The organism is Ensifer sp. Root31 (assembly GCF_001424825.1).
Classification (GTDB): domain Bacteria; phylum Pseudomonadota; class Alphaproteobacteria; order Rhizobiales; family Rhizobiaceae; genus Ensifer; species Ensifer canadensis.
The window spans coordinates 73,748-94,395 of the sequence record NZ_LMCO01000056.1; the positions used below are offsets into that span (position 1 = coordinate 73,748).

Genomic DNA, 20,648 nt, shown 5'->3' on the forward strand with positions numbered 1-20,648 from the left:
GGCCTTGTGCCGGAATCCAGCGACCTGACGTCTGTCAGGTCAGAAGACCTTCCAGCCCAAGGCCTTGGGTTGGCTGGATCCCTATGACAGGCACAGGGATGAGGCGTCTCGATGCGCCCTCGGCCCTCCCTATGCCCGCCAGCGGCAGCAGTCCCATCGCCATCGATTCTCGGCCCATTGCACGCTCGTCGGCCAGTCCTTTCTCCTCGTCATTCGCCGCGATCCACAAACCATGAACGCACCGCGCACGTACTTGCTTGACATTTTTTTCACGGCATGAAATTTCTTTCAGCAACGAGATAAAAATATCATGCAATGCAAAAGGTATCATGCGTTGCAACATAACGAACCTGGGTGGAGACGATGGCGATCATCGGTGGTGCAAACCTTCGCGACGACGAAACCAGCATGGCGACGCGCGCCGCGTGGCTGCATTATGCCGGCGGTCTGACCCAGGCCGAGGTTGCCAAGCGGCTGGGGCTGACGTCACTGAAAGCCCACCGCCTGATCATGAAGGCCAACCAGGAAGGCCTGGTGAAGGTCTATATCGATGGCGAAGTGTCGGAATGCGTCGAGCTGGAGCAGAAGCTTTCCGCGCGCTACGGACTTGACTACTGCGAGGTCGTTCCCGACTTCGATGCCGACGATCTGCCGCTGAAGGCGCTCGGCATTTCTGGCGCGCAGTTCCTGAAGCGCGAGATCGAACGCGGCGAAACTGCGCTCGTCGGCGTCGGTCATGGCCGCACGCTTGCTGCTTGTGTCGAGTATCTGCCGCGCACCACCAGCAATAACACCCGTTTCGTCTCGCTGCTCGGCGGTCTCACCCGCAAGTTCTCGGCAAACCCGCATGACGTGATCCACCGGCTGGCCGAGCGTACCGGCGCGGAAGCCTATGTCATGCCCGTGCCGTTCTTCGCCAACACCGTCGAGGATCGCGACGTGCTCTTCAGCCAGCGCGGCGTGCGCGAAGTGTTCGATCTCGCCAAGACCGCCGACCTCTTGTTGGTTGGCATCGGCACGGCAGAGCGCGAGGCGTCGCTGGTTTCGACCGGAATGATCGAGATGAGCGAGATCGAGGAAATTCAGAGGGGCGGGGGCAAGGGCGAGTTGCTTGGCCACTTCTTCGACGAGGATGGTCGCCCGATCGAGACGACGCTGTCGAACCGCACCTTCACGCTCAGCCGCGACGACCTGAAGGATCGGCGCACGGTGGCCGTCGCCGGCGGCAAGATCAAGACGCCTGCCATTCGTGCCGTGCTTGGCAGCGGCCTGCTGAGCGGCCTCATCACCGACGAAAAGACCGCTCGGGCGCTGGCCGCCGACGGAAAATGAGGAGTGCCTGACAAAGTCGAGAGGCGAGGGCGAGGAGGTGTCGCTCTAACGCCTCGGGGGAGGAATACCGGTCGGGTAGCCGGTGATCGCATGATGCAATCATACCCGCAACGGAGGAGAAGACTTATGTACGAGAAGGAGAAAGACCTCATCAGCGCGTTTCTGCGCGGAGAGGTAGATCGTCGCGGCATGCTCAAGGGTCTCGGCGCTGCCGGGATTGCGGCCGGTTCGGCCGGCACGCTCTTCAACATGATGTCGACCCAGGCGCTGGCCGCCGATTTCGACTGGAAGGCGCATTCCGGAAAGTCGTTGAAGCTGCTTCTGAACAAGCATCCCTATGCTGACGCGATGATTGCCAACCTTCAGGCCTTCAAGGATCTGACCGGTATCGAAGTCACCTATGACGTGTTCCCGGAGGACGTCTATTTCGACAAGGTGACGGCAGCGCTTTCGTCGGGCTCGTCCGAATACGACGCCTTCATGACCGGCGCCTACATGACCTGGACCTATGGTCCGGCCGGCTGGATCGCCGACCTCAACGAATGGATCAAGGATCCGACCAAGACCAACCCGAACTACAACTGGGACGATTTCCTCGCCGGCGTGAAGAACTCCTGCGCCTGGAACGGTCAGCCGGGCGGGGCGCTCGGTTCGGAAGACGCCAAGCAATGGTGCATTCCGTGGGCGTTCGAACAGAACAACATCACCTATAACCGCGAGATGTTCGACAAGGCCGGCGTCGAGCTGCCGAAGAACCTCGACGACATGATCGCGGTCGCGGCCAAGCTGCAGAAGGACATCGGCGGCATCTACGGCATCGGCGTCAGAGGTTCGCGCTCCTGGGCGACGATCCATCCGGGCTTCCTGTCCGGTTACGCCAACTTCAACCAGAAGGACTTGAACGTTTCAGCCGACGGTAAGCTGTCGGCAGCGATGAATACGGCCGAGTCCAAGGCCTATCACACCAAGTTCGTGCAGATGATCCAGGAAAGCGGCCCGAAGGACTGGTCGACCTATACCTGGTATCAGGTCGGCGCCGATCTCGGTGCCGGCGCATCGGCGATGATCTTCGACGCCGATTGCCTTGGTTACTTCATGAACGGCGGCGACAACAAGATGGCCGGCAAGCTCGGCTACGCCGCCTTTGCCGCCAACCCGGAAGCCACGGCCTCGACGCCAAACATCTGGATCTGGTCGCTCGCCATGTCCAATTTCTCCAAGGACAAGGACGCCACCTGGTACTTCCTGCAGTGGGCGTCGGGTCCGGAGCACGCGCTGTTCGGCGCCACCAAGATGGACTTCGTCGATCCCGTTCGCCAGTCGATCTGGAAGGACGAGATGTTCCGCGAGAAGCTGAACGGCAAGTATCCGGGCTATGTCGAAATGTTCGACGCTTCGGCCGCCGGCGCCTCGATCAAGTTCACGCCGCAGCCGCTGTTCTTCGACGTCACCACCGAATGGGCGGCGACGCTGCAGAAGATGGTCGCCAAGCAGGTACCGGTCGATGAAGGTCTCGACCAGCTCGTCGAAAGCATCGATCGCCAGCTGAAGGAAGCTGGTCTCGGCTGATACGCCTCCCAAGCGATGCCCGGCGCATTCGGCGCCGGGCATCCCGCGAGATCGGCTTAAGGCCGCCCAAACCAACCTGAGATGCCGGTGGACTGGCGCGGGGCTCGACCTCGCGTGCCGCGTGCTTTCTTCAAGACTTTAGAGAACGGAGCTCCACATGGCTTCAACAGCAACACTCCGCAAACCGGCGTCAGGTTTCAGGATCAGCAGGAAGATGCTTCCCTATGTGCTGAGCCTGCCGGCGCTGCTCGTGTGCATCGGCATTCTCATCCCCTTCTTCACGGCGGTTATCTATTCGTTCCAGCGTTATAGGTTGAGCCAGCCCTGGGCGCGTCAGTTCAACTGGGGCGAAAACTACCTGAACTTCGTCACCGATCCGGCCTTCTGGAACACGCTGAAGGTGTCGCTGCTCTATGCCGGGATCACCGTGACGCTGGAACTGCTGCTCGGTCTCGGCATCGCATTGTTGCTGCAGCGCCGCTCAACGATCAACAACTTCATCTCGATCATGCTGCTGTTGCCGCTGATGATTGCGCCGGCGCTCGCCGCTTTGATGTGGAAGCTGATGACCAATCCGAGTTTCGGCATCCTCAGCTACCTCGCAAGCCTGATCGGCCTGCATGACTTCCGCTGGGCCTCTTCGCCCGACACGGCACTCCTGACCGTCATCCTCGTCGATATCTGGGTCTATACGCCCTTCATCATGATCCTGCTTCTGGCCGGCCTTCGGTCGCTGCCGACCCAGCCTTTCGAGGCGGCGGCGCTTGACGGCGTGCCGCGAAGCTTCGTCTTTTTCCGCATCACCCTGCCGATGCTGACGCCCTATATCCTGACGGCGACGCTGTTCCGGTTGCTCGACAGTATCCAGCAGTTCGACATCATCTATGCGATGACGCAAGGCGGCCCCGGCAACACGCTGACCGTCTTTCAGGTCGAGGCCTATCTCAACTTCTTCCAGTCGACCAATGTCGGCCGTTCGGCAGCGCTTTTGATCATCCTGTGGGCGATCACCTACACGCTCTCCAACGTCTTCATCAAGAACTGGCTGCGCCTGCGCGAACGCGCCCGCGGCGAAGCGTAAGGAGGTTCACATGGAAACCACGTCTCCCATCGAACGGGTCCTGCGCGCTGTCGCCCTGACGCTCGTCGTTGTCTTCTTCATGTTCCCGATCTTCTGGATCTTCCTGATGTCGTTCCAGACGAACGAGACGATCCTGACCATTCCGCCATCGATCGTGTTCTCGCCGACACTATCCAACTATGCGGCGCTGATCACCGGCAAGTTGCAGACGGCCGCCGGTACGCTCGACATCGCCTTCATGCGCAACCTCGGCAACTCGATCTTCCTGTCGGTCGCTTCCGTTGCGGTGGCGCTGGTGCTCGGCGTTCCCGCGGCCTACGCCTTTGCCCGGCACAAGTTCAGGGGTTCGGAAGACATCGCGTTCACGCTGCTGTCGTTCCGCTTCGCGCCACCGCTGCTGGTGCTGCTGCCGCTGACCCAATATTTCCAGTGGCTCGGCCTTTCCAACACCTATTTCGGCCTGATCTGGGTCTACCAGCTGATCTGCCTGCCACTGATCCTGTGGATCGTGCGTGGTTACTTCGAGGATATCTCGGCCGACGTCGAATATGCCTACCGCATCGCCGGCCATTCCTGGTTTGCGACCTTCCGCAAGATCGCCCTGCCGCTCGCCGGTCCCGGTATCGCTGCCGCCGGCCTGCTCGCCTTCATCTTCGCCTGGAACAATTTCGTCTTCGCGCTGGTGCTGGCCTCCGCCGACAAGCAGCCGGTGACCGTGGGCGCACTTGCCTTCGTCACATCCTCAGGCATCCAATACGGGCAGATAGCCTCGGCCATCGTTCTCTCGGTCACGCCGACGCTCGCGCTCGCACTCTACGCCCAGCGTTACCTCGTCGAAGGTTTGTCGCTTGGCGCGGTGAAAGGGTAAGACATGACGACGCTTCACCTAAAAAACATCGTCAAGCGCTACAAGAGCCAGACGGTTCTCGACGACCTGTCGCTCGATGTCGCCAATGGCGAACGCCTGGTGCTCTTCGGCCCGTCCGGCGCCGGCAAGACGGTGCTGCTGCGCCTTGTCGCCGGCGTCATCGAGCCCGACGAGGGCAGGGTGCTGATCGGCGGCGAGGACATGACCGATGTCGATGCCGAACACCGCGGTGTCGGCATGGCCTTCCAGAACTTCGCGCTCTTTCCCCACATGAGCGCCTTCGACAATATCGCCAGCCCGCTGACGGCGACGCGGTCGTCGAAGGATGCGATCACCGCGGGCGTGCAAAAGGTCGCCAAGCTCCTGAAGATCGACCATGTACTGAGCCATCACCCGAAGGCGCTTTCCAACGGCCAGAAGCAGCGCACGGCATTGGCCCGCGCGCTGGTCGGCTCGCCGCCGCTGCTTTTGCTCGACGACCCGTTGCGCAATGTCGACGCGAAACTCCGCTTCGAGATGCGGCTGGAACTGCCGCGCCTTTTGGCAGCAGAAGGTGCTACCGTCGTCTACGTGACCCAGGACTACAAGGAAGCGATGGCGCTCGGCGACCGGATCGCGGTGATGTCGCAGGGGCGCATCCGCCAGATCGGTACGCCGCAGGAAATCTACAACGCACCCGCCGACATCGAGATCGCGCGGCTCTTCGGCGATCCGACGATCAATCTTTTGGACGTGGCGCCGCAGAAGAGCGGTGACGGTGTCTTCGTCGAACTCTCCAACGTCCGGGTGCGGCTTGCCGATTATGACGGCGATGTCTCGGGCAAACCTTGTGTTCTCGGTCTGCGCCCGGAAAGCATCGTCTTTGTCCAAGCATCGGCGCCGGGCGCCATCCCGGTGACGGTGGAGGCGGAAACGCCGCTCAACGAGAAGACCGTGACGCTGGCGATGACCGCGCGCGGCCGTGAAATCCTCGTGTCGCGTCCGGCCGGAACGCCTGGACCGGTGGCAGGACCGGCCCATATCGCCGTCAACGGTGCCCACGCCTTCCTCTTCGACAAGGCGAGCGGCCGGCTTCTGCCGCGCGCCGACATCGCATCCAAGCGCAATGGAGAAGCGGCATGAACGACACCGCTCTTTTGATCAGGGACGTCGATAAGTTCTATGGTCCGGTCGATTACGGCGTCCACGCCGTCAAGAAGCTCAACATGGACGTCCGGAAGGGCGAGATCATCGCGCTGCTTGGCTCGTCCGGCTGCGGCAAGACCTCGACGCTGCGCATGATCGCCGGTTTCGAGGCGGTGTCGCGCGGCACGATCTCGCTTGGCGGACGCGAAGTCCAGACGTTTGCGCCGGTGCGCCGCAACGTCGCCATGGCGTTTGAGGGCTATTCGCTCTATCCGCCGCTGACGGTGCGCGAGAACATCGCCTTTGCGCTCAAGGCGTCCAAGCTGTCGCAGAGCGTCGTCGACGAGAAGGTGGCTGGTATCGCCAAGCTGCTCGAGATCGAGGATATTCTCGGGCGTTATCCGAGCTCGATCTCCGGCGGCCAGCAGCAGCGCGCCTCGCTGGGGCGGGCGCTGATCCGTGATGCCAACCTGCACCTGCTCGACGAGCCGATGGGCCAGCTCGAGCCGCAGCTGCGCGCCGTGCTGCGCGGCCGCATCAAGCACTACATCAAGGAACGCGGACTGACGGCGATCCTCGTCACCCACGACCAGACAGAAGCCAATGCCCTTGCCGATCGCATCGCGGTGATGGAAGGCGGCGTGCTGCAGCAGTTCGATACGCCGCAGAAGATCAAGGAGCGTCCGGCGAACCTCTTCACCGGCACCTTCGTCGGTGAGCCGCCGATGAACGTGTTCGAGGCGAGTGTCACCGGTTCGGACGCCAAGGTCGCCTTCGGCCTCAGGGACGGCGTGCGGCTGGAATATCCGGCGTCGGATTTCTCCCATGCCGTGCGCGACGCGCTGATGAAGCGGCAGAAGGTGGTGCTCGGGATCCGGCCATATGCGGTGCGCCGCAGCGCCGACGGAGTTTCCGGACGTGTGGCGGTCAACCAATGGCTCGGTGACCAGACGCATATCGCGGCAGACTTTGCCGGCGGCACCATGGTGCTGGTCGAGCATGACCGCACCGAACTTGCCGTCGGCCAGCCGATCGGCATCCACCTCGATCCGTCGAGCCTGCATGTGTTCGACGGTGACAGCGGCAAGGCGATCAGCCACGGCGTGGAGCTTGCCTGATGCGCGACATCCTCATCGGCATCGATGCGGGAACGTCGGTCATCAAGTCGGTGGCCTTCGACCTTGGTGGGCGGCAGCTTGCCATGGCATCGGTGCCGAACACGTACGAGGCGGTCGGCAGGACCGGCAGCGTGCAGGACCTCAATCGCACCTGGACCGACACGGTCACCACCTTGACCGAGCTTTCGGCCAGGGTCGAGAACCTCGCTGGCCGTGTTGCGGCGATCGCGGTGACCGGGCAGGGCGACGGCACCTGGATGATCGACAGAGCGGGCGATCCCATCGGTAAAGGCTGGCTCTGGCTCGACGCGCGTGCTGGCGACACGGTGGAGCGCCTACGTGGCGACAGCGGCGATGTCGAGCGTTTCGCCAGCACCGGCTCCGGGCTTGCCGCGTGCCAGCAAGGCGCGCAGCTGCGCTGGATGAGCGACAACGCGCCGGAAATGCTGTCCGGTGTTGCAACCACGTTTCACTGCAAGGACTGGCTCTACTTCAAGCTGACGCAAATGCGTGCCACGGATCCCTCCGAAGCCAACTTCACCTTCGGCAACTTCCGCACCCGCAGCTACAACGACGACGTCATCCGTTTTCTCGGCCTTCAGAAGCTCAAGCATTTCCTGCCAGAGATCGTCGACGGGGCAACGTCGCACCACCTGCTTTCGTCGGAGGCAGCCGGCGCCACCGGTCTTCCCACGGGCACACCGGTGGTGCTCGGCTATGTCGATGTCGTCTGCACGGCACTTGGCGCCGGGCTCTACGATCCAGGCACCGACACCGGCTGCTCGATCATCGGCTCGACCGGCATGCACATGCGCCTTGCCACGAGCGCCGACGACGTGCGGCTCAACCGTGATCTCACCGGCTACACCATGTGCATGCCGATCACGGACACCTATGCGCAGATGCAGTCGAACATGGCGGCAACGCTCAACATCGACTGGATCCTGTCGGTCGCCGGCGGCCTCTTGAAAGGCATGGGCGTCGAAAAGACCAAGGGCGAGCTTCTGTCCCATGTCGACGGCTGGTTGGCGGAGGCCAAGGATACGTCGCTCCTGTTCCAGCCCTATATTTCGGATGCGGGCGAGCGCGGGCCCTTCGTCGACGCTTCGGCGCGCGCTTCCTTCGTCGGGCTTTCGATCACCCACGGCTTCGGCGACATGGTGAAGGCGGTGTTCGACGGGCTCGCCATGGCCGCGCGCGATTGCTACGCCGAGATGGGGCCGCTTCCGGGCCGCATCCGGCTGACCGGCGGTGCCGCACGTAGCGCCTCGCTTCGGCGCATTCTTGGTGGTGCGCTCGGGGCCAGTGTCCAGACCAGCGAGCGCGAGGAGGCGGGGGCGGCAGGAGCAGCCATGATCGCGGCCGTCTCCCTCGGTATCTACCCCTCGATGGCAGAATGCGTGCGTGACTGGGTGTCGCCGCATCAGCGCGCTGCCGAGCCCGCCGACGCGGCGCTTGCGCGCCGTTACGACGGCCTCTTCCCCTCCTACCAGCAGTCGCGCATCGCGCTTCGACCCGTGTGGCACGCACTTTCCCAGGATGCTGCCTCGGGATCACAACAGGAAGAACTGAAATGAAAAAGATAGCCATCATCGGCGACCGGTTCATGCTGCCGGACGTGTTTCGCGACAAGATCGTCGAAGCAAGCGGCGACGGCCATGAGATCCGCACCCTCGAGCTGCCCTGGCCGGATGTGCCGATGGAGCATGGTTACGCCGTCGAAGGCATGGACGGTCTCAAGGAATATCTGGGGAAGGCGGACGATATCGTCGAATTCATCGGCGACGCGGAAATCCTGGTGACGCAGCTTGCGCCGCTCTCGCGCGGCATGCTGACGTCGCTTCCCGGGCTGAAGCTCGTTGCCGTCTCGCGTGGCGGGCCCGTCAATATCGACATGTCGGCGGCACGCGACGCCGGTATCAGCGTCGTCAATACGCCCGGCCGCAATGCCAGCGCCGTTGCCGAGTTCACGCTCGGCGCCATCCTCGCCGAGACGCGGTTGATCCGCACCGGCCACGAGGCGCTACGCAAGGGCGAGTGGCGCGGCGACCTCTACCGCGCCGACCGCACCGGCCGTGAGCTTTCGGAAATGACCGTCGGCGTCATCGGCTACGGCAACATCGGCACCAAGGTGGTGCGGCTGCTGCGGGCCTTCGGCACAAAGGTTCTGGTGCATGACCCCTATGTGCAGCTGAGCGCCGACGATCTCAACGCCGGCGTCGAGCATGTGGCGCTCGACGACCTCCTGTCGCGCTCCGACCTTGTGACGCTGCACCCGCGCGTCACCGAGGAAACCCGGAACATGATGAATGCCGAGACCTTCGCGAACATGAAACCCGGTGCAATCTTCGTCAACACGGCGCGCGGGCCGCTCTGCGACTACCACGCGCTCTATGAGAACCTTGTGAGCGGCCACCTGTCGGCGGCCATGCTCGAGACCTTCTCTGTCGAACCGGTGCCGGAGGACTGGCCACTGCTCCAGCTTCCGAACGTGACACTGACGCCGCATATCGCCGGCGCTTCTGTTCGCACCGTCACCTACGCCGCCGAGATGGCTGCCGAAGAGGTGCGCCGCTACATCGCCGGCCTGCCGCCGGTCAATCCGTGCTGATGACGGGAGGCAAGAACGTGGGTTCCGAGACCGGAATATATGATCTTTTTGTCGTCGGCGGCGGCGTCAACGGTGCGGGGATCGCGCGCGATGCGGCCGGGCGAGGGCTCTCGGTCCTCTTGTGCGAGAAGGACGATCTGGCGCAAGGCACAAGCTCGCGCTCGGGCAAGCTGGTGCATGGCGGGCTGCGCTATCTCGAATATTACGAGTTCCGGCTGGTGCGCGAGGCGTTGATCGAGCGCGAGGTGCTGCTCTCATCCGCGCCGCACATCATCTGGCCGATGCGGTTCGTGCTGCCGCACAATCCGGCCGACAGGCCCGCCTGGCTCGTGCGGCTCGGACTGTTCCTCTACGACCACCTCGGCGGCCGCAAGCGTCTGCCAGGCACCCGCAGCCTTGATCTCAGCACTGCGCCTGAGGGTGCGCCGATCAAGCGGGACTATCGCAAGGCCTTCGAATATTCCGACTGTTGGGTCGATGACGCCCGGCTCGTTGTGCTCAATGCACTCGATGCGCAGAAGAAGGGCGCGCGCGTCTTGACCCGAACCGCCTGCAGCGCCATTCGTCGCGTCGACGGCCTCTGGCAGGTGGAGATGACGGATCTGCGCACCGGCGTGAAATCCGAGGTCAAGGCGCGCTGCGTGGTCAATACAGCGGGGCCATGGGTCAACGATGTCATCGGCCGGATCGCCGGGCTCAATTCCAGCCGCAGTGTGCGACTGGTCAAGGGCAGCCATATCGTCGTGCCGAAATTCTGGGAGGGGCGGCAGGCCTATCTGGTGCAGAACCCGGACAAGCGGGTGATCTTCATCAACCCCTACCAGAACGACCTGGCGCTGATCGGCACGACGGATATCCCCTATGAGGGGCGGCCCGAGGACGTATCCGCCGATGGCAACGAGATCGCCTATCTCTTGAAATCGGTGAACCGCTACTTCAAGCAGCAACTGACCGAAGACGATATCGTCCACTCCTTCTCCGGCGTGCGTCCGCTCTATGACGACAATGCCGAAAACCCGTCGGCGGTGACGCGCGACTATATCTTCGAGGTCGATGCGGCCAACGGCCAGGCGCCGCTTCTCTCCGTCTTCGGCGGCAAGATCACCACCTTCCGCAAGCTGTCGGAACATGCGCTCGAGCGGCTGAAACCGTTCTTCCCTGAGATGGGTGCGGCCTGGACCGCCAAGGCGCATTTGCCGGGTGGCGACATGGCCAATGCCGATTTCGAGCAGTTTCTTGGGGATCTCAAGGCGCGCTATCGCTGGCTGACGGCCGACCTCGCCAAGCATTACGCGCGGCTCTACGGCACGCGCACGCACGATCTGATCGGCAATGCCAAATCGCTCGAAGACCTCGGCGCTGTCTTCAGCCCGCTGTTTCGCGAGCGCGAGGCGCGCTTCCTGATCGACAACGAATGGGCGTCGACGGCTGAAGACCTACTGGAACGGCGGACGAAACACGGCCTGCAAATGACACAGGCCGAGAGGCTGGCTTTCGCCGGCTGGCTGGAACGCCAGCAAGTGGCGGCCTGAAGGAGAGTGGGAATGCGCAGTCTGGAATTGGAGGCCTTGCTTGATATCTCGGCGCGGGTCGGCGCCGACCCGCTGCTGGTGCAGGGGGCGGGCGGAAACACGTCGATCAAGGAGGTCGGCACGCTCTGGATCAAGGCCTCCGGCCTCTGGCTTGCCCATGCGCGCCAGCGCGACGTCATGGTGCCGGTGGCGCTCGACCCATTGCTCGAAGCGTTGGATCGCATGGATCCCGCGGCCGAGAAAGCCCAGGACTTCGTCATCTCCGAAATGAACCCTTCCGGCCTCAGGCCGTCGATCGAGACGACGGTACATGCGCTGATGCCGCAGAAGGTGGTGATCCATGTCCATTGCGTCGAAACCATCGCGACCGCCGTGCAGACGATCGGTGCGGCCATCGCTGCCGAACGCCTGACGGGTATCCCGCATGTCTTCGTACCCTATGCGCGGCCGGGGCTGCCGCTTGCCAAGGCGATCGCCGAGCGGCTGCAGGAGAAGACGTCGGTGCTGATCCTCGGCAATCACGGCCTTGCAGTTGCCGCCGAGACCGTCGCCGATGCGGCAATCCTTCTGACCGAGGTCTCCCGCCGGTTGACGACGCAGCGACGGGCGGCGCCATCAGCCGATCTCGCGGCACTGTCCCGCCTTGCGGTCGACAGTGGCTATTGCCTGCCCGACGACGCACGACTGCATGCGGTCGCAACCGACCTCGAAAGCTGCCGGATTGCTGCCGGCGGCAGCCTCTATCCCGACCATGTCATCTTCCTCGGCAAGGGGTCCGTCATCGCCGCGCCGGGCGAAACCGCCGTTTCGATCGAGACCGCCAGGAATGAACGTGGCGAAACCCTGCCGCCGCTTCTGCTGTTTCCCGGCAAGGGGGTACTGGTCGAGAAGACCATTTCCGCAGGCGCGCTCGCCATGGCGCGCTGCCTTGCCGACGTGACGGCCCGCATTCCCGCAAATGGGCGTCTTCGCTATCTGAGCGATGCCGAGAACGCCGAACTGCTCGGCTGGGACGCGGAGAAATATCGCCAGAAGCTCAACCGGGCAGGGCAGGCGCTGCAATGAGTGGAGATCAGAACGCCCTTGTTGTCGGCATCGATATCGGCACGTCGGGCGCGCGCTCCGTGGCGATGGTGCCTGACGGCACGATCGTCGCCTCTGGTGCGGCCAAGCTCGCCGCTTTTTCCGATGACCACCGCGATCCGGTCGGCTGGTGGAAGGCGGTGCGGGCGGCGCTTGGCGAGGTGCTCGAGGCGGTCGATCGTCGACGGATCCGCGCCATCAGCATCGACGGAACCTCGGGCACGATGCTGCCCGTTTCCGCCGACGGTGCGCCGCTTGCCACGCCGATGATGTACAACGATCCGGTTTCCGACCGGACGATGCTGGACGCAATTGCCGCCCATGCACCGAAGGAAAGTGCCGCCCACGGGGCAACCTCCGGTCTTGCCAAGGTGCTGCTGTTCCAATCGGTGCCGGATGTCTTCCGTGTCATCCATCAGGCCGATTGGCTCGCCGGGCATTTTACCGGGCTCTACGACGTTTCCGACGAGAACAATGCCTTGAAGACCGGCTACGATCCGGTGGCGCGGTGCTGGCCGGAGTGGATCTCACGAACTGGCGCGCGCATCGATCTCCTGCCGGAGGTGCTGCCGGCCGGTGCGCCGGTTGCGACGATATCGGCGGCCGCAGCCGAAGCCTTCGGCCTGACGCCGGATGTCATTTTAGTCGCCGGCACGACCGATGGCTGTGCCTCGTTTCTGGCGACCGGTGCCGATCGTCCGGGCGATGGCGTCAGCGCACTCGGCACGACGTTGACGGTGAAGGTGCTTTCCGACCGGGCGCTGTTTGCCCCGGAATATGGCCTCTACAGCCACCGGATCGGCGACATGTGGCTGGCGGGCGGCGCATCGAATACGGGAGGCGTTGTTCTGGCCGAGTATTTTTCCGCAGAGCGCATCGATGAGCTTTCCGCCCGCATCGATCCGGCTGTCGATAGCGGGCTCGACTATTACCCGCTGACGAAGCCCGGCGAGCGCTTCCCCATCGCCGATCCGAATCTTGAGCCACGCCTGACGCCGCGACCCGAGGATGACGCGATGTTTCTGAAGGCAATCTTCGAAGGCATCGCCGGTATCGAAAGCCTTGCTTATCACAGGCTGACATCGTTCGGCGGACCCAAGCTCGGTTCCATACGCACCGTCGGTGGCGGTGCAAGAAATGCGGCGTGGTCGGCAATCCGCGCGCGCAAGCTCGGCGTGCCGTTCCTGACGGTACGTTCGGAAGAGGCCGCAGCCGGCACGGCGCGGCTGGCGCTTGCCGGTGCAAGACAGGCAGGTGTGTTATGAGTACTGTCATCTCAGGCCTCGGCGATATCGCCGATCGTTATGACGCCTTTCTGATCGACCAGTTCGGCGTGCTGCGCGACGGCCGCAGGCCCTATCCTGGTGCTGCCGAAACGCTGGTGCGGCTGAAGAATCAGGGCAAGCGCATCATCATTCTCTCGAATTCCGGCAAGCGCTCGGCGGAAAACGACCGCCGTCTCGTCGATCTCGGCTTCGTCGCCGGCAGCTGGGACTGGTTCCTGACCTCGGGCGAAGTGGCGTGGCAGATCCTGAAAAAGGAAGGCGGGCAGGCAAGCGGGCCTCCGAAAAAGTGCCTGCTGGTCAGCCGCGACGGCGATCTGTCGCCGCTCACCGGGCTCGACCTCGAGCGCACCGAAGATGGCGCGGATGCGGACTTCGTGCTTCTGGCTGCGAGCGAAGGCGATGTCCTGCCGCTGTCGCACTATGAGGCGCTGCTGGCGCCTGCGGCACGGCGCGGCGTGCCGTGCCTCTGCACCAACCCCGACAAGGTGATGCTGACCAAGAGCGGAATGGCTTTCGGGGCTGGGCGGATTGCGGAGCTTTACGAGGAACTCGGCGGCACGGTGCGCTGGATCGGAAAACCATTCGCCGACATCTACGATTTTGCCCTCGACTTTCTCGGTCATCCCGATCCGTCGCGCGTCTGCGCAATCGGCGACAGCATCGAACACGATATCGCCGGGGCGGCAAGTGCCGGCCTTGAGTCGGCGCTGGTGACCACCGGGATACTGGAGCATGCCTCCGACAAGGAGCGGCAAAAACTCTTTGCCGAGCATGGCGCCACGCCCGATTTCATCCTCCCGAAATTTCTCTGGTAGTCAGGAGTACGGTCTTGGCTTTCACGCTGTCGCTCAACACCAATCCGCTGGTCAATCGTTTTGCCGAGCCTGATGATCTGATCGAGACAATCGGGGAGCAGATCCGCATCGGCTACGTGCAGCTGACGCATGAGTTCGTCAATCCGGGCTGGCCGGCGGCAACGATCTCCAAGACCATCCGTCAGTTCAGGGCAGCGCTTAGCCGCACCGGCGTCAGGATCACCTCGGGCATGACCGGGCCCTATGGCAGGCTCAACCACTTCGGCCACCCCGACCCGGATGTGCGACGCTACTATGTCGACTGGTTCAAGACCTTTGCCGATATCTCCGCCGAGCTTGGCGCATCCGGCATGGGCACGCAGTTTGCGATCTTCACGCTGAGGGACTATGACGACCCGGCCCGGCGCGAGGAGATGATGAAGATCGCCATCGACTGCTGGCGCGACGTGGCGGAACACGGCAAGGCGGCCGGTCTTTCCTATGTGTTCTGGGAACCGATGTCGGTCGGGCGCGAGTTCGGCCACACGATCGCCGAGTGCCGCTCGCTCGACCGGCGGCTCGCCGAGGCGGAGTTGCCGCTCCCAATGAAGATGATGGTCGATATCGACCATGGCGACGTCACCTCCGACGACCCCGATGACATCGACCCCTATGCCTGGGCGGGCGCATTTCCCGAGCGCTCGCCGATCATCCACATCAAGCAGTCGTCGATGAACAAGGGCGGGCACTGGCCGTTTACCGCTGCCTACAACCGGGATGGCCGCATCACGCCGGAGAAGCTGATCGATGCGGTCAAGGCCGGCGGCGGCACCGACAACGAGATCTGCCTGGAGCTGTCCTTCCGCGAGCGGGAACCGACCGACCACAACGTTGTGGAGATGATCCGCGAATCCGTGGAGTTCTGGGAGCCCTACATCGATACCGGGTTCAACCGATCATCAAAATCACACTGAAATATCACAAAGTATCATTAGCTAGATTGAAATATAACATAAAGGTGTTATCTTCTCAGGTGTGATGTCGCGCTCTCGCGGCATCGGGATCGAGGCGGATGACGATGAAGCCGGAAGACAGGCGACAGGCGATCATGGATGTTTTGATGGAGGCCGGCACGGCGTCCGTCGAGGATCTGTCACTCCGTTTCGGCGTCAGCAAGATGACGGTGCATCGCGACCTCGACGATCTCGAACAGGCTGGCCTGTTGCGCAAGGTGCATGGCGGCGCTTCGATCCAGTCGAGCCCGCAGTTCGAAAGCGATTTCCGCTACCGCGAGAAGATTGCCGCCGCCGAGAAGAACCGCATTGCCGAATATGCGGCGAGCCTGATCGAGCCGGGGCAGAGCATCCTCATCGACGACAGTTCGACGGCCGGCGCGATTGCCGGCTGCATCAGGGACATCAGGCCGCTGACCGTCATCACCAACAACCTCGGCGTCATCACCGGTCTGTCCGGTGCGCCCGGCATCAACGTCATCGCGCTCGGCGGCCAGTACAGCAAGAAGTTCAACGGCTTTTTCGGCATCGTCACCGAAGAGGCGCTGCGCTCGCTGCGCGTCGATATCGCCTTCCTCTCCAGCTCCGCAGTCGCGGGAACGGCAGCCTTCCACCAGGACCAGGAGGTCGTGCAGGCCAAGCGGCTGATGGTGAAGTCGGCGGCGCGCAAATATCTCATGGTCGATCACGACAAGTTCGGGCGTTCCGCCCTGCATTTCCTGACAGGGCTCGACGCCTTCGATGCGGTGCTGACCGGCGCCGAGGTGGCGGATGAGCATGCCGCGACGCTCCGCGAGGCCGGAATCCCCCTGGTGACGGTCGACAATCGAAAAGCATCGGAGAAAGCATGAACAAGCCGCAGCTCTGGGTGGGCACAAGCTGGAAGATGAACAAGACGCTGGCGGAGGCCATGGTCTTTGCCGAGAGGCTGGCCGCAGCGGACGGAGCGCGCGACGAGCGCATCCAGCGTTTCGTCATTCCACCCTTTACCGCCGTCAGACAGGTCAAGGAACGGCTCGTGCAAACGGGCGTCAAGGTCGGTGCGCAGAACATGCATTGGGACGACGCCGGCGCCTGGACCGGCGAGGTTTCGCCGGTGATGCTGAGGGACTGCAACCTCGATGTGGTCGAGCTTGGCCATAGCGAACGGCGCGAGCACTTCGGCGAGACCGACCGTACCGTGGGCCTGAAGACGGCAGCGGCGGTGCGCCACGGCCTGGTGCCGCTGATCTGCATTGGCGAGACGCTCGCCGAGCGCGAGGCGGGCGAGGCGGATGCCGTCCTGAAGCGGCAGGTTGAAGGCGCGCTGGAACTGCTGGAAGGCGACGCGCGCAAGGCGACGATCCTGCTCGCCTACGAGCCGGTCTGGGCCATCGGCGTCAACGGCATTCCGGCAACATCAGACTATGCCGACGAGCGCCATAAGCGGATCGCCGACGTGGCGCAAGGCGCGCTCGGCGTGCGCGTTCCCGTCCTCTACGGCGGCAGCGTCAATCCCGGCAATTGCGAAGAACTGATCACCCAGGGGCACATCGACGGCCTGTTCATCGGCCGCTCCGCCTGGGACGTCAATGGCTATCTCGACATTCTGCAGCGCGTCTCGAAGGCGATCTGAGCCCTCGTACCCCGCAGATCAACAAGACGGAAAGGAACAATCATGAAGATCGCAATCGGAGCAGACAGCGCCGGCAAGCCCTTGCTCGACGTCATCGCCGCCCATCTCAAGGGCAAGGCCGACCTCGAAGTCAGCGACCTCAGCCAGTCCGGTTTCTACGCCGACCTGTCGCAGAAGCTGGCGCAGACCATCGTCGATGGCGACAACGAGCGCGGCATCCTGTTCTGCGGCACCGGTATCGGCGTCTGCATCTCGGCCAACAAGGTGCCGGGCATCCGCGCCGCGCTGACCCACGACACCTATTCCGCTGAGCGGGCGGCAAAGTCGAACAACGCACAGATCATCACCATGGGCGCGCGCGTCATCGGGCCGGAGCTGGCGAAGTCGATCGTTGATACCTGGCTCGCCTCCGAATTCGACGCGAACGGCCCGTCGGCCGGCAATGTCGACGCGATCGATCGTCTCGACGCGGCGAAGTAAGCGAGCCAACTGCTAGAGCGTTTCCGGTTTAAACGGAGCCACAGACCCGCTCTATCTCTTTGTTTTTACGCATTTCCTGGCGGAAAGCCGATTCGCACTTTTCCTGGAAATGCTCTAATACCGCAATGCACGTTGATCCTCCCTCGCGCATCGCGGCGAGACGCCCGGCAGAGATGCCGGGCGTCTTTTCCTGATTTGCCACTGCCTAATTCGTTTCAGCGTCGTTTGCGCGTCATGTTTGAGGCGCGGCGCTGTCGGGTGTTTTGGCAGACCGCCGGGGCACTGCCGGCTTGACGAAGCTTCTGTAAATATTTGAACATGCTTGCATATCGTCACGTCAGCGAGGAATGCCGCCCCATGCCCGACGCCCCAACGACACCGCCGCATGCCGGAAGCCACCGCCTGGCGCGCATGAGCGGCCGCGACACGCACGAACACCACCGCACAGCCACGACGCTCGAGCTTCTGTTCGACCTGACCTTCGTCATCGCCTTCAGCCTTGCGGCATCGCAGCTTGCGCATCTGATGGCCGAAGGACATTTCAAGGCGGGGCTGATCGGCTTCTTCTTCGCCAGCTTCGCCATCTGCTGGGCCTGGATCAATTTCACCTGGTTTGCTTCCGCCTATGACACCGACGACTGGGTGTTCCGGTGCGTGACCATGGTGCAGATGGTCGGCGTGCTGATCCTGGCGATCGGCCTTCCCGCCATGTTCCGCTCGGTCGACGAGGGTGCCCATCTCGACAATGGCGTGATGGTGCTCGGATACGTCGTCATGCGGGTGGCGATGATCTTCCAGTGGCTGCGCGCCGCCGGCCAAGATCCGGCACGACGGCAGGCCTGCATGACCTATGTGGTAGCGATCACGGTTGCGCAACTCGGCTGGGTCGTGCAGATCTTCGTCGACTTCTCGATCGTTGTCACCTTCGCCATGGTCGTGGCGCTCACCGTCATCGAGATGCTCGGGCCCTATATCGCCGAGACGCGGCATGGCGGCACGCCCTGGCATGCCCACCATATTGCGGAACGCTACGGCCTTCTGGCAATCATCGCGCTCGGAGAAGGCGTCGTCGGCACGGTCGCCTCGATCACGGCGGTGGTGGATGGGGAGGGCTGGAACCTCGACGTGGCGCTCGTCTGCCTTGCGGGCACCGGGCTTACCTTCGGCATGTGGTGGATCTATTTCCTGTTGCCGAGTGCCGAGGTCCTGCACGTGCACCGCAGACGCTCCTTCGTCTGGGGCTATGGTCACATGTTCATTTTCGCCGCGATCGTTGCGACCGGTGCGGGCCTGCATGTCGCCGCCTATTACATCGAGCACAAGGCGCATATCGGGTCGCTTGCGACCGTGTTGACGGTGGCGGTCCCGGTCGCGGCCTATATCGCTCTGGTCTACGGCATGTATGCCTATCTGCTGCGGCAGTCGGAACCGCTTCATGCCTGGCTGCTCGCCGGCACGATGCTGCTGCTTGCGGCGTCGATCGCGGCCGCGATGGCGGGCGTCGACATGGCGATCTGCCTGATCATTCTGATGTTTGCGCCGTTCGTGACCGTCGTCGGTTTCGAGGCGGTCGGTCATCGCCACCGGATGGCGGCGCTGGAACGGTGCCTTGATGAGGCAGAGCCGGTGCATTGAACGCCGGGAATTGGCTATTCGAAACAGCGGTTTGCCGGCTGTTGCTGGCGGCTTGATTCAGGTGGTTCAGAGGTTGATTCAAGCAGGCGCCGCGAAGCGGCTCGATGGTTGCGCATCGGAGCGCTGAGCGAGCCTTGCCCCTCACCCTAGCCTTCTCCCCGCAGGCGGGGAGAAGGTGGCCGGCAGGCCGGATGAGGGGTGGCGGCCGGATACGGCGCGGGCTTGCGGCCCGCCAGCAGATCAGGCGTTGAGCAGCGCCAGCTTGGCGCGGGCGTCGAGGATCTGGGCGCAGGCATTGGCGGCTTCTTCGCCCTTGGCGACGAAGTGTTCGCGGAAGAAGGCGATCAGCGGCGCGCTTTCCTGGAAATTGTGCGGCGTCAGCACGGCCGACAGCACCGGCACGTCGGTATCGAGCTGGACGCGCATCATACCGTCGAGCACCGTGCCAGCGACGAAGTCATGGCGGTAGATGCCGCCATCGACGACGAAGGCGGTGCCGAGGATCGCGGCGTAACGGCCGGTCCTGGCAAGCTTCTGCGCGTGCAGCGGGATTTCCAGCGCGCCTGGCACGTCGAAGATCTCGACGTCGGCGGCACTGCCGCCGAACTTCGTCCATTGGGCGACGAAGGCATCGACACAGCGGTCGACGATGTCGGCGTGCCAGCGGGCACGGACAATCGCAATCTTGGCGGTGGGGTGGGAAAGAATAGTCATGGTCTCAAGCCTTCCAGGGTTTGGCGTTTCCAATTTTCCCGTCGGGCGAACATGCACGCGCGCGAAACCCCGGTGTGGGGTCCACGTTCCTGCTTGCTCTCTTCCATCCGGACTGTGACCGTCGGCTCCGGAATCTGACCGGATCTGCTGACCTCCGAAGTAGACCTCCGAAGCGCTCGCGGGCTTCGATCTTTCGATCGCTACCGCCGGTGGGGAGTTTCACCCCGCCCTGAGAACAAGAGCGACTATATAGATCGGCCGTGCCTGGTCAAACGCATGACGCGACGAAAATCCGGGAAATCGCGACAGATTTTTTCCGTGCCGTATCGCTCCCGGACAAATCTGTTCCCGTCGGGAGCCGCCGTAGTCTGACCTCGGCCGCGTGCCGCGTCGCCGCCACGAGACATTTATCTGCGGACGCGACGCGGGGCTTCGTCTTCGGCGGCGATCGCGCGTGCGGACCAATGGAGCAGCGCCTGCCTGTCATCAAGGCAAGTGACCGGTGCTTCGTAGTAGCGGTGCACGACCACCGGTTTGCCGCCCTTGTTGTAGGTGAACGGCTGACATCCTTCGCTGAGAAGCGCATCTCTCAGGGGCTGATCAACCCTGAAATAGAGGCGATCCTTGATGCTGATGGCGAACTGGCGATCAGCGACAAGATAGGCCCAACCGCCGAAGAAGCGGCCTATGTCAACGGGACCGATATCCGCGAGTTCTTCGTGGATATGGGTGACGAACGCACTCGGCTGCGCTTTAGTCATGGCGGCCGCCGGTGCAAAATGCGCTGTTTTT

At 63.2% G+C, this 20,648-nt stretch carries 20 protein-coding genes and 1 riboswitch; of the genes, 17 read left to right on the forward strand and 3 right to left on the reverse strand.

Annotated elements, in window-relative coordinates:
• Positions 1-34: 34 nt before the first annotated feature.
• Complete coding sequence (locus ASD00_RS31885; protein WP_057211102.1) at positions 35-331, reverse strand: hypothetical protein; 297 nt, start codon at positions 329-331, stop codon at positions 35-37.
• A 32-nt stretch (positions 332-363) separates the two neighbouring features.
• On the opposite strand from ASD00_RS31885, the gene ASD00_RS31890 reads away from it, so the two are divergent.
• From ASD00_RS31890 to ASD00_RS31970, 17 genes are all read left to right on the forward strand, one after another.
• Positions 364-1,332 carry a sugar-binding transcriptional regulator gene (locus ASD00_RS31890; RefSeq protein ID WP_025427792.1) on the forward strand — a complete coding sequence of 323 codons (969 nt, stop codon included), beginning with the start codon at positions 364-366 and terminating at the stop codon, positions 1,330-1,332.
• A gap of 126 nt (positions 1,333-1,458) precedes the next feature.
• Entirely contained in the window at positions 1,459-2,901 is a 1,443-nt protein-coding gene (locus ASD00_RS31895) for an extracellular solute-binding protein (protein ID WP_025427791.1), read from the forward strand.
• A 157-nt stretch (positions 2,902-3,058) separates the two neighbouring features.
• A complete protein-coding gene (locus ASD00_RS31900; RefSeq protein WP_025427790.1) occupies positions 3,059-3,982 on the forward strand; it encodes a sugar ABC transporter permease in 924 nt (307 codons plus the stop codon).
• A gap of 10 nt (positions 3,983-3,992) precedes the next feature.
• Positions 3,993-4,850 carry a carbohydrate ABC transporter permease gene (locus ASD00_RS31905; protein ID WP_025427789.1) on the forward strand — a complete coding sequence of 286 codons (858 nt, stop codon included), beginning with the start codon at positions 3,993-3,995 and terminating at the stop codon, positions 4,848-4,850.
• A gap of 3 nt (positions 4,851-4,853) precedes the next feature.
• Positions 4,854-5,972, forward strand: coding sequence for an ABC transporter ATP-binding protein (locus ASD00_RS31910; protein WP_057211104.1), 1,119 nt, complete (start codon positions 4,854-4,856; stop codon positions 5,970-5,972).
• Positions 5,969-7,093 (forward strand): ABC transporter ATP-binding protein, encoded by a 1,125-nt coding sequence (locus ASD00_RS31915; protein ID WP_057211106.1) that lies wholly within the window; start codon positions 5,969-5,971, stop codon positions 7,091-7,093. The genes ASD00_RS31910 and ASD00_RS31915 overlap by 4 nt, the downstream gene beginning before the upstream one ends.
• Positions 7,093-8,670, forward strand: coding sequence for an FGGY-family carbohydrate kinase (locus tag ASD00_RS31920; protein ID WP_025427786.1), 1,578 nt, complete (start codon positions 7,093-7,095; stop codon positions 8,668-8,670). Before ASD00_RS31915 ends, ASD00_RS31920 begins: the two co-directional genes overlap by 1 nt.
• Positions 8,667-9,704, forward strand: a complete 1,038-nt coding sequence (locus ASD00_RS31925) for a 2-hydroxyacid dehydrogenase (protein WP_025427785.1) — start codon at positions 8,667-8,669, stop codon at positions 9,702-9,704. The genes ASD00_RS31920 and ASD00_RS31925 overlap by 4 nt, the downstream gene beginning before the upstream one ends.
• On the forward strand, positions 9,704-11,236 hold the full coding sequence (locus tag ASD00_RS31930; protein WP_057211108.1) for a glycerol-3-phosphate dehydrogenase: 1,533 nt from the start codon (positions 9,704-9,706) through the stop codon (positions 11,234-11,236). The genes ASD00_RS31925 and ASD00_RS31930 overlap by 1 nt, the downstream gene beginning before the upstream one ends.
• 12 nt (positions 11,237-11,248) lie before the next feature.
• Entirely contained in the window at positions 11,249-12,301 is a 1,053-nt protein-coding gene (locus ASD00_RS31935; RefSeq protein ID WP_025427783.1) for a class II aldolase/adducin family protein, read from the forward strand.
• Positions 12,298-13,584 (forward strand): FGGY-family carbohydrate kinase, encoded by a 1,287-nt coding sequence (locus ASD00_RS31940; protein ID WP_025427782.1) that lies wholly within the window; start codon positions 12,298-12,300, stop codon positions 13,582-13,584. Before ASD00_RS31935 ends, ASD00_RS31940 begins: the two co-directional genes overlap by 4 nt.
• Positions 13,581-14,420, forward strand: a complete 840-nt coding sequence (locus ASD00_RS31945; RefSeq protein WP_025427781.1) for a TIGR01459 family HAD-type hydrolase — start codon at positions 13,581-13,583, stop codon at positions 14,418-14,420. The genes ASD00_RS31940 and ASD00_RS31945 overlap by 4 nt, the downstream gene beginning before the upstream one ends.
• A 14-nt stretch (positions 14,421-14,434) precedes the next feature.
• Positions 14,435-15,373 carry a TIM barrel protein gene (locus tag ASD00_RS31950; protein WP_025427780.1) on the forward strand — a complete coding sequence of 313 codons (939 nt, stop codon included), beginning with the start codon at positions 14,435-14,437 and terminating at the stop codon, positions 15,371-15,373.
• Between the two features lie 104 nt (positions 15,374-15,477).
• Positions 15,478-16,263 (forward strand): DeoR/GlpR family DNA-binding transcription regulator, encoded by a 786-nt coding sequence (locus ASD00_RS31955; protein WP_025427779.1) that lies wholly within the window; start codon positions 15,478-15,480, stop codon positions 16,261-16,263.
• Positions 16,260-17,027 carry a triose-phosphate isomerase gene (locus tag ASD00_RS31960; RefSeq protein ID WP_025427778.1) on the forward strand — a complete coding sequence of 256 codons (768 nt, stop codon included), beginning with the start codon at positions 16,260-16,262 and terminating at the stop codon, positions 17,025-17,027. The genes ASD00_RS31955 and ASD00_RS31960 overlap by 4 nt, the downstream gene beginning before the upstream one ends.
• A gap of 42 nt (positions 17,028-17,069) precedes the next feature.
• Entirely contained in the window at positions 17,070-17,507 is a 438-nt protein-coding gene (locus ASD00_RS31965) for an RpiB/LacA/LacB family sugar-phosphate isomerase (RefSeq protein ID WP_025427777.1), read from the forward strand.
• A 357-nt stretch (positions 17,508-17,864) separates the two neighbouring features.
• Entirely contained in the window at positions 17,865-19,142 is a 1,278-nt protein-coding gene (locus ASD00_RS31970) for a low temperature requirement protein A (protein WP_025427776.1), read from the forward strand.
• A gap of 240 nt (positions 19,143-19,382) precedes the next feature.
• Here ASD00_RS31970 and ASD00_RS31975 read toward each other — a convergent pair whose 3' ends face one another.
• Positions 19,383-19,856: a 6,7-dimethyl-8-ribityllumazine synthase gene (locus ASD00_RS31975; protein ID WP_025427775.1), complete on the reverse strand. Its 474-nt coding sequence runs from the start codon at positions 19,854-19,856 to the stop codon at positions 19,383-19,385.
• A 91-nt stretch (positions 19,857-19,947) separates the two neighbouring features.
• Positions 19,948-20,097, reverse strand: a riboswitch (FMN riboswitch).
• A 166-nt stretch (positions 20,098-20,263) separates the two neighbouring features.
• Positions 20,264-20,617, reverse strand: coding sequence for a TfoX/Sxy family protein (locus ASD00_RS31980; protein WP_025427774.1), 354 nt, complete (start codon positions 20,615-20,617; stop codon positions 20,264-20,266).
• Between the last annotated feature and the right edge of the window lie 31 nt (positions 20,618-20,648).